At 55.3% G+C, this 7723-nt stretch carries 7 protein-coding genes; 6 read left to right on the top strand and 1 reads right to left on the bottom strand.

The window, feature by feature from the left end:
- Positions 1-1010: DEAD/DEAH box helicase (locus M3090_RS14415; protein ID WP_249057487.1), on the bottom strand; the 1010-nt coding region annotated here is incomplete at its 3' end.
- Between the two features lie 565 nt (positions 1011-1575).
- Between M3090_RS14415 and M3090_RS14410 the strand changes: the two genes are divergently transcribed.
- The 6 genes from M3090_RS14410 to M3090_RS14385 all read left to right on the top strand — a co-directional run bounded on the left by M3090_RS14410 (position 1576) and on the right by M3090_RS14385 (position 7714).
- The gene (locus M3090_RS14410) at positions 1576-2085 is read left to right on the top strand and encodes a DNA-binding protein (protein WP_249057485.1); all 510 of its coding nucleotides are present in this window, start codon (positions 1576-1578) and stop codon (positions 2083-2085) included.
- Positions 2086-2218: 133 nt separating this feature from the next.
- Positions 2219-4684 carry a phenylalanine--tRNA ligase subunit beta gene (pheT, locus tag M3090_RS14405; protein ID WP_249057483.1) on the top strand — a complete coding sequence of 822 codons (2466 nt, stop codon included), beginning with the start codon at positions 2219-2221 and terminating at the stop codon, positions 4682-4684.
- 140 nt (positions 4685-4824) lie between these two features.
- Entirely contained in the window at positions 4825-5562 is a 738-nt protein-coding gene (locus tag M3090_RS14400) for a YebC/PmpR family DNA-binding transcriptional regulator (protein WP_249057481.1), read from the top strand.
- A gap of 7 nt (positions 5563-5569) precedes the next feature.
- Positions 5570-5815, top strand: a complete 246-nt coding sequence (locus M3090_RS14395; protein WP_249057478.1) for a TIGR03905 family TSCPD domain-containing protein — start codon at positions 5570-5572, stop codon at positions 5813-5815.
- An 89-nt stretch (positions 5816-5904) separates the two neighbouring features.
- Positions 5905-7164 carry an Nramp family divalent metal transporter gene (locus M3090_RS14390; RefSeq protein ID WP_249057489.1) on the top strand — a complete coding sequence of 420 codons (1260 nt, stop codon included), beginning with the start codon at positions 5905-5907 and terminating at the stop codon, positions 7162-7164.
- Positions 7165-7213: 49 nt separating this feature from the next.
- On the top strand, positions 7214-7714 hold the full coding sequence (locus M3090_RS14385; protein ID WP_249057476.1) for a C-GCAxxG-C-C family protein: 501 nt from the start codon (positions 7214-7216) through the stop codon (positions 7712-7714).
- Positions 7715-7723: the final 9 nt, after the last annotated feature.

The raw sequence follows: 7723 nt of genomic DNA, 5'->3' as shown, positions 1-7723 counted from the left end.
TGGAGGATGAGGTAGGCGGTGCCTCGTGCGTCCCAGCGGGCTGTGCGTCCGTTGCGGTGTGTGAAGGCGTCGGCTTGTGTGGGGAGGTGGTAGTGGACGATGTTTTGCACGCTGTCGATGTCCAGTCCGCGGGCGGCGAGGTCGGTGCAGATGAGGACGGGTGTGGTGCCGTTGCGGAATTTGTAGAGGGCGCGTTCGCGGTTGTCTTGTTCCATGCCGCCGTGGAAGGGGGCGGCGGGGAAGCGTCGTTCGCGGAGGTAGCGGGCGATGCGTTCGACGCTTTCGCGGTGGTTGGCGAAGACGAGGGTGGGGCTGGTGCCCAGTGTGCAGAGGAGGCGGAAGAGGGTTTCGAGCTTGTCTTTGTCGGCGGAGGGGATGATGCGCAGGGTCAGGCGGTTGTCTGTGCCGGTGGGCGGCAGGAAGTCGAGGCGCAGGGCTGCGGCGTCGGGGTCTTGTGCGGGGCGGACGAAGTGGGGGAGGGTGGCGGCGTCGGTGGCGGAGAGGAGCACGCGGCGTCTGACGGCCGGGAGGAGGCGGATGATTTCTTCCATTTCTTCCTGGAATCCGAGCTCGAGGCATTTGTCAAATTCGTCGATGACGAGGGTGTGGACGTGGCGGGTGTCGAAGTTGCCTTTGCGCAGGTGGTCGGCCAGGCGTCCGGGTGTGGCTACGATGAGTGCGGGGTTTGTCTGGCGCATCAGGCGGTGTTCGTCCATGGTGGGCCGTCCTCCGTGGCAGCACAGGGCGCGCAGGGGTGTCTTCATGTCGGCGAACACGCGGGCGGTCTGCTGGGCCAGTTCGCGCGAGGGGGAGAGGACGAGGGCCTGCACGCCGGGGGTGTCTTCGCGCAGTTCGGCGGCCAGGGGGAGGAGGAAGGCCAGTGTCTTGCCGGTGCCTGTGGGGGAGAGCAGGATGAGGTCGCGCCCGGTGGTCCAGGCTTGTGCCGTGGCTTCCTGCATGGGGGTGAGGGAGGTGATGTTCAGGCGGGCGAGCGTGTCGGAGTGTTGCATAGTGAATGTTTGATGTTTCCGGGCGCAAAGATACGTTTTTTCGGGGAGAATCCGGGTGGGAGGCGGGGGAGATTTCCCAAAAACGCCCCCGCGTGATTTTTTCGGGCAGAAATGTTTTTTTTCTGCAAAAGATTCGTAATTTTGCACCGGGTATAGAAAGTCCGCCGCCTTCTTCACCGGTTCCGGTGTCGAGTCCGGTCTTTCTGGTTTTAAGTAGTATAGACATAGTAGAAAAGGCCCGCGCAGATTTGTGGAAAATCTGCGCGGGATTTTTTTTGGTGAAGCGGGCAAATTTGAAGGCAAAACATTTGCTTTTTTGAAAGAAATGCCTATCTTTGCAACGAGACACCTGGGTCTTTCCCGAGAAGCACCGTGGTCTTCCTCAAAAAACACCGCGGTCTTTTTCCAGAAACACCGCGGTCTTTTTCCAGAAACACCGCGGTCTTTTTCAGGAAACACCGCGGTCTTTTTCGGGAAACACCGGGACTCTTTCCGGGCCGGTTCGCCGTCGTGGCTCGGAAAAACAATTAACCATTTGTCTAACAACCACTTAAAACAAAGAATTATGAAAGCGAAATGTAACCTTGCCAAGAAGCTCGAACCCGTGACCAAAACCCCGAAATGGTACGCCACCACCGCCTCCAAAGGCACCCTCGACGCCGACGAAACCGCCGCCCTCGCCGTGGTCGACACCACACTCTCCAAGGGCGAGTTCAACCACGCCATGGAAGTGGCCAGCGAGAAGCTCATCCCCGCCGTCCTGAGCGGCCTGACCGTCACCATCGGCAAGCTGGGCAAGCTCCGCCTCTCCTTCGGCAGCCAAGGCGTGGAAAACATCGACGACTTCGACGCCCGCACGATGATTCAGAACGCCAAGTTCATCTTCACCCCCTCCAAAGAAGTGAAAGCAGCCCTCGCATCGGCCACCTTCGAAGTAGAAGGCGTCGTCGAAGACGGCATCAAGTACGGCTCCACACGCTCCTACAAGCTGGCCAAGGGACTCATCACCCCCGACCAGCCCGACACCGAAGACCCCGACAGCGGCGACGACAGCGGCCAGGGAACCTTCGGATGACCCACCGCCCAGACCCCCGGCGGGACGCCTACGGCGAGGCGCCCCGCTTTTTTTATGCCATCACCCTCCGAACTTCGCGAAAAACTTATTATCTTTGCGGGTCATTTTAAGCGAACTATCAAAAAACAACGATATGAACATCTCTTACAACTGGCTGAAAGAATACGTCGACTTCGACCTCAACCCCCACGAAGTAGCCGCCGCGCTCACCTCCATCGGGCTGGAAACAGGCAGCGTCGAACCCGTCGAAACCATCAAAGGAGGCCTCCACGGACTCGTCGTCGGCGAAGTCCTCACCTGCGAGCCCCACCCCAATTCCGACCACATGCACGTCTGCACCGTCCGCCTCGCCCCCGGTGAAGACCCCGTCCAGATAGTCTGCGGCGCACCCAACGTCGCCGCCGGACAGAAAGTCATCGTCGCCACCCTCGGAACCAAGCTCTACGACGGCGACCAGTCCTTCACCATCAAACGCTCCAAGCTGCGCGGCATCGAATCCAACGGCATGATTTGCGCCGAAGACGAGATAGGCGTCGGCACCGACCACGCCGGCATCATCGTCCTACCCGCCGACACACCCGTCGGACTCCCCGCACGCCAATATTATAATGTGCAGGACGACTACCTCCTCGAAGTCGACATCACACCCAACCGTGCCGATGCCTGCTCACACTACGGCGTAGCCCGCGACCTCTGCGCCTGGCTCCGGCAGAACGGACACACCGCCACCCTCCGCCGACCCTCGGTAGACACCTTCACCGTCGACAACCACAACCTCGACATCTCCGTCCACGTCGACAACACCGAAGCCTGTCCCCGCTACGCCGGCGTCACCGTCAGCGGCGTCACCGTCCGCGAAAGCCCCCAATGGCTCCAAGACAAACTCCGCACCATCGGCCTGCGCCCCATCAACAACGTGGTCGACATCACCAACTACATCGTACACGCCTTCGGCCAACCCCTCCACTGCTTCGACGCAGCCCAGGTGAAAGGCCGCCAAGTCATCGTACGCACCCTGCCCGAAGGCACACCCTTCGTCACACTCGACGGCACCGAGCGCCGCCTCAGCGACCGCGACCTCATGATATGCAACGCCCACGAACCCATGTGCATCGCCGGAGTCTTCGGCGGACTCGCCTCCGGCTCCACCGAGCACACCACCGACGTCTTCCTCGAAAGCGCCTACTTCCATCCCACCTGGATACGTAAAACCGCCCGCCGCCACGGCCTGAACACCGACGCATCCTTCCGCTTCGAACGCGGCATCGACCCCAACAACGTCATCTACTGCCTGAAACTCGCCGCCATCATGGTCAAGGAACTCGCCGGAGGCACCATCTCCAGCGACATCAAAGACGTCTGCAACGCACAGTTCCCACCCTTCCGCGTCGAGCTTCCCTACCAATACGTCCACGACCTCGTCGGCAAAACCATCCCCGAGACCACGATTAAAAACATCGTCACCAGCCTCGAGATGCAAATCGTAGCCGAAACACCCGACGGACTCACCCTGGACGTACCCCCCTACCGCGTCGACGTCCAACGCCCCTGCGACGTGGTCGAAGACATCCTCCGCATATACGGATATAATAATGTGGAGATACCCACCACACTGCACTCCAGTCTGACCACCAAAGGAGCAGAAGACACCTCGAACCGCCTGCAGAACCTCGTGGCCGAACAACTCGTAGGCTGCGGATTCAACGAGATACTCAACAACTCACTGACCCGCGCCGCCTACTACGACAACCTCCAGTCCTATCCCGCCGACCACCTGGTCCGTCTGCTCAACCCCCTCAGCGCCGACCTCAACGTCCTGCGCCAGACCCTCCTGTTCGGCGGACTCGAGAGCATCGCCCACAACGCCAACCGCAAGAACGCCGACCTGAAGTTCTTCGAATTTGGCAACTGCTACCACTACGACACCGCCAAGAACGACGCCGAACGTCCCCTGGCACCCTACAGCGAAGAACTGCACCTGGGCCTCTGGCTCACCGGAAAGAAGGTCGCAGGCTCCTGGGCGCACCCCGACGAAGACTCCTCCGTCTACGAACTCAAGGCCTACGTCGAAAACATCTTCGCCCGCCTTGGCCTGAACAAGCGCGACCTCGTCATCGGCAACCTGACCGACGACATCTTCGCAGCCGCCCTCTCCGTCCACACCCGAGGCGGTAAGCGTCTGGCATCCTTCGGCATCGTCACCCGCAAACTCCTGAAAGATTTCGACATCGAACACGAAGTCTACTTCGCCGACCTCAACTGGAAGGAACTGCTGAAAGCCGTGCGCAACGTGCAAGTCAGCTACCGCGAACTCTCCAAGTTCCCCGCTGTCAAGCGCGACTTGGCCCTGCTGCTCGACAAAAACGTGCCGTTCTCTGAAATAGAAAAGATTGCCTACGAGACCGAAAAGAAACTGTTGAAAGACGTTTCCCTCTTCGATGTCTACGAAGGAAAAAAACTGGAAACCGGCAAAAAAAGCTATGCCGTCAGCTTCTTGCTGCAGGACGAAAACGCCACGCTCAACGACAAACAGATAGATAAAATCATGTCGAAGCTCATCACCAACCTGGAAAACAAGTTGGGAGCTAAACTGAGATAAGTTTTGAGTTCTTGAGTTGATAAGTTTCATAAGCAACCAGTCTTATGTCACCTTAATGACTCAAGAACCCAAAAACTCATAAACTCATAAACTTACAAACTTAAAAACTCATAAACTTACAACATAAAAACAATCATCCAATGGGAAGAGCATTTGAATATAGAAAAGCAACAAAACTGAAAAGATGGGGCCACATGGCCAAAACATTCACCCGCCTGGGCAAACAAATCGCCATTGCCGTGAAGGCAGGAGGCCCCGAACCCGAAAACAATCCGACATTGCGTTCCATCATTGCCACCTGCAAGCGTGAGAACATGCCGAAGGACAACATCGAACGTGCCATCAAGAATGCGATGGGCAAGGACCAGAGTGACTACAAAGGCATGACTTACGAAGGCTACGGCCCCCACGGCATCGCCGTCTTTGTGGACACGCTGACAGACAATCCTACCCGCACGGTAGCCGATGTACGCTCAGTCTTCAACAAGTTCGGCGGCAATCTCGGCACGATGGGGTCGCTGGCTTTCCTCTTCGACCACAAGTGTGTGTTCACTTTCAAGAAGAAAGATGACATGGACATGGACGAGTTCCTGCTCGACATGATAGACTACAATGTGGACGAAGATTATGACATCGACGAGGAAGAAGGCACTATCACTATCTATGGAGACCCCAAGAGCTACGCTGCTATCCAGAAGCATCTGGAGGAACAAGGCTTTGAAGATGTCGGCGGTGACTTCACCTACATCCCCAATGACCTGAAAGACGTGACACCCGAACACCGCGAAACCATCAATAAAATGGTGGAACGTCTGGAAGAATTTGATGATGTGCAAACCGTATATACGAACATGAAGCCCGAAGAAGGCGACGAATAAAAGAACGATGAGATACCATTATAAGACGAAAGGCACGTGTAGCACTGATATATTCTTGGATGTGGAAGATGGCATACTCCGCGAGGTAGAGTACTGGAATGGCTGTAACGGTAACCTGCAAGGCATATCACGTCTGGTGAAAGGTATGTCTGTTCAGGAAGTACTGGACCGCTTGGAAGGCATCCGTTGCGGCATGAGGCCAACTTCCTGCCCCGACCAATTATGCAAAGCTCTGCATGAGATGGGCTTTTAACGTGTTTGTTTGTCAAGAATGTATTTAAGGAGAAAAGGCCGTATGGGGTAAAAACCTGTGCGGCTTCTTTCTTTCATTAATTGAGGGTGATGAAGAATATCTGGAAAGACCTGAGGAATAAAGAGCATAAAAGGTACTTGGGCGGATTAGATGTGTTGCGATACATCGGCCCGGGATTGCTGGTGACAGTTGGTTTTATTGATCCGGGGAATTGGGCTTCGAACTTTGCTGCCGGCTCGGAGTTCGGGTATGAATTGTTGTGGGTGGTGACACTTTCCACCGTCATGCTGATAATTTTGCAACATAATGTGGCACATTTGGGCATTGTTACCGGGCTTTGCTTGTCCGAAGCAGCCACAAAATATGCTCCGCGCTGGGTGTCGCGTCCGGTGTTGGCGACGGCCGTGTTGGCTTCTGTGTCTACCTCTTTGGCCGAGATATTGGGAGGGGCTATCGCTCTTCAAATGTTGTTCGGTTTGCCGATTATTGCCGGGGCTGTACTGACCACGGCTTTTGTCTTCATTATGCTGTTCACCAATTCTTATAAAAGGATAGAGCGGGCCATTATTGCCTTTGTATCTGTCATCGGACTTTCGTTCATTTATGAGTTGTTTCTGGTGGATGTGGATTGGGGGCAGGCTGTGAGCAGTTGGGCAGTGCCTTCGTTGCCGTCCGGCAGTTTATTGGTGGTGACAAGTGTCTTGGGAGCTGTTGTAATGCCGCACAACTTGTTTTTACATTCAGAAGTTATTCAGAGTCATGAATACAACAAGCGTGATGGGAAATCGATACGCAGAAGGTTGAAGTATGAATTGTTTGATACGATGTTGTCGATGGTCATCGGATGGGCCATTAATAGTGCTATGATTTTGTTGGCAGCCACTACTTTCTTTGCCAGCGGCACGCCGGTGGAGGAATTGCAGCAAGCCCAATCGTTGTTGCGTCCGTTGTTGGGAGATAATGCTGCGGTTGTATTTGCGTTGGCTTTGTTGTTGGCCGGGGTGTCATCTACCATTACGAGCGGCATGGCTGCCGGTTCGATTTTCGCAGGAATGTTTGATGAGTCGTACAATATTAAAGATACCCATTCGCAGGTGGGAGTGGCTCTTTCTTTGGGCATCGCCCTGTTGCTGATAGTGTGCATAGGCAATCCCTTCAAAGGCTTGTTGCTGTCTCAGATGGTGTTGAGCATGCAGTTGCCGTTTACGGTATTTCTTCAGGTGGGTTTGACTTCTTCTAAGCGAGTCATGGGAGAGTATGTCAACAGTCGCCTGACCAGTATTGTGCTTTATGTCATTGCTACGGTGGTGACGGTGCTCAATGTCGCTTTAATATGCTCGGCTTTATAATTTGTGAATGTCTTGATACAGAGAACCAGTTTTTATATGATAAGCTATTATGGAATTAGAAGAACGGATTGATTTAGCTATAAAGAATTTCTATGAAGGATACAACTGCTCGCAGTCGGTTGTATCTGCTTTTGCCGACATGTATGGGTTTACGCGCGAACAGGCGTTGCATATGGCAGCTTCATTCGGGGCGGGCATCGGGCGGATGCGTCTGACGTGTGGGGCTGTGTGCGGCATGTTGATGCTGGCAGGGCTGGAAAAATGTGCCTTAGAGGGGAGCGACCGTGCCAGCAAGTCGGCCAATTACGCCTTGGTACAGCGTCTGGCGGCAGAGTTCAAGCGGCGCAATGGCTCCATTACCTGTTCCGAACTGTTGAAGTTGCGCAAGATAGAGCGCAGCTCTGTCCCGGAAGAACGCACGCCAGAGTATTATGCCAAGCGCCCTTGTGCACGCATGATTGAGAGTGCGGCCCGCATCTGGGTGGAATATCTGGAAGGAACCTTGCCCCCGGAGGATGCTTCGCAGCCTGGAAAAGCTACGCGACTTTGACCCTTTTGG

This window comes from Bacteroides sp. ET71, from assembly GCF_023336905.1.
Lineage (GTDB): Bacteria > Bacteroidota > Bacteroidia > Bacteroidales > Bacteroidaceae > Bacteroides.
Note: the sequence above shows the minus strand (reverse complement) of the source record. Positions and strands in the feature narration are given on the sequence as shown.